The 2,079-nt window shown below is 66.8% G+C and carries 2 protein-coding genes; both read right to left on the bottom strand.

What is annotated here, in order from left to right; genetic code table 11:
* The coding region (locus tag KF857_13045) for a hypothetical protein (protein MBX3112919.1) at positions 1 to 1,459 on the bottom strand (1,459 nt) is incomplete at its 3' end.
* Positions 1,460 to 1,478: 19 nt separating this feature from the next.
* The coding region (locus KF857_13040) for a hypothetical protein (GenBank protein MBX3112918.1) at positions 1,479 to 2,079 on the bottom strand (601 nt) is incomplete at its 5' end.

The raw sequence follows: 2,079 nt of genomic DNA, 5'->3' as shown, positions 1-2,079 counted from the left end.
CCGTGTCGAACCCGACGTCCCGGAGCACCTTCTGGACCGCCGAGTAGTCCCCACTGCCGATCGAGCGCGACAGGTAGAAGCCGTCAAGGACGTACCTGTCCCGGTAGACGTAGCGCCGCAAAGCCGCCGTCATGTCCTCGACCTTGATGACGCACCGCTGCGTCTCGCCTTGGACCCCGTCCCTGAACTCCGTTGGCCTGGTCCGCCCGTCCATGAGCACCAACGGGCCGACCTTGAGCCGGCCGGGCCGGTTGCTGACCGTACGGAGCTTCGGCACGCTGGCCGCGACCGTCGTCGGGTCGGTGTACTCGGCCGTGAACACCCCGCCCCAGGGGTCGTCCGGCACCTCGACAGAAAGCGCCGTCATGAGCGCGTCCGGCGTCGACTCCTCCGAGTCGTCGGTGACGCCCGTCTCGGCCGGGTACTCAAGATAGGCGCCATAGACGAAGCTGGTGTAGGAGCCGTCCGACGTGAACGCGCACTTGACGCGGCACTGGTCGCTGACGCCGTCCGCGACGAACGCCCCGGAGTCGGTGGGCGTCCGAAGGGTCACCGCGGAAAGGTCGTCCGTGCCTGAGTACGACTTGTCGCCGTAGACGTTGGCCGTGGTGATCCCCGTGAACGTCGGGTTCGTCCACGCCTGGAGGCTCGCGCCGCTGCTCGGGGGCCGGGCGAACGTCACCAGCGTCGAAGTCGCATAGCCGCTGGCCGCGTACTTGGCCGGCGCTATCATCACCTGGGCCGAAGTCGCCGCCGCCGCGGGCTTCCAAAAGAACTTGGCGGCAGGCGTGACCGTCGGGCTCGCCGCCGTCTCCGCGATGTCGTCGTCCACCCAGGCGAAGCCGGAGCCGTCCAGCGTCACAAAGAGCACCTCGCGCCGCCTCTGGGGCTGAAGGAACAGGTGGACGTAGCCGTTGCCCTGGCCGACGTCGACCTTGCCCTGGCCGACGAAGACGGACGACTTGTAGACGTAGACCCGGCCGTCCGAATAGAGCTCGAAGGCCAAGGCCGCCGAAGTGTCTTGGACGGTGTCAGACCATCCGCCCGTACCGACCAGCCCGTACTTGTCCCCGGCCGAATAGTTGAAGAACGAGAGGAAGACGCCACGGTTCTTCCCGGGGGCGGCGACCGTCCTCAGCCACCCGCCCGCGACGTCGGTCTGCATGTAGCAGGCCCCCGCGCCGCTGAACGGCGCGACCGCCGGGTCTGACCAGTTGCCCGGCGTGTCGAAGTCGTAGCCCGTCCGGGCAGGCTTGGCGTGGATGCCGCTGTTCGTGGTGAAGAACTCGCCGTAGAAACACATCGGCATCAAGGACAAGGTGTCCGTGATGGGGTCGACCCAGACGTCCGACCAATACGGCCCGCTCCACCCGTCGCCCCAGCACTGGGCGGCCACCGGATGTTTCTGGACGCGCGTCTGCTCGTGGTCGTAGGTGACGGAAAAGGCGGCGGGGAGCACTTACGTAGGGAGTGAGACGCTAGAGCCGCTGGTCCGCCACCATGCCCTGTTGCTGGCCCGCCGCCGTCAGGGCCTCGACCAGCGCGTCCATGGCGCTTGCGACCCGGTGGCCGTGCCGCACCGAGGCGCCACGGGTCGCCCTGCCGATGTTGACGCTGTTGAACGCCTTCTCGCCGTAGGCCGAGCCGCCGATGGTCGAACGCTGGAAGTCCACCATCTTGTCCGTGTTGGCGGCGATGCGGGCCAGGTACTGGGTCTGTGGCGACTGGATGCCTGCGCCTTGGTCTACCGTCGCGAGCCCCGTGCCGTCGCCCTTGGCGCGCCCGATAATGTCGTCAAGGAGCCGGTTGATCCTCACGGTCTGGCTGATCTCGGACGCCCGCTTGGTGATGGCGTCGGCGTCGAATCCCGGGGTCGTCCTCAGCACTAGTTCCGCCAAAACCCGCGCGATCGGCCCCAGCAAGTTGGCAAGGAGCTTCAACCGCTCCAAGGATTTGTCAATGACCTTGGGCAGTTGCTCAAAGACTGCGATGGCATAGGCCCCACCGTCCTCCATCGTTTTGACCAGGTCTTTGATGTTGAACGTCTTCAGTGTCGCGGACAGCGTCTTGGCGACCACG

This window comes from Fimbriimonadaceae bacterium, from assembly GCA_019638795.1.
In the GTDB taxonomy this organism is placed as follows: Bacteria; Armatimonadota; Fimbriimonadia; order Fimbriimonadales; family Fimbriimonadaceae; genus JAHBTB01.
This window is presented reverse-complemented; position numbering and strand designations above follow the sequence as displayed.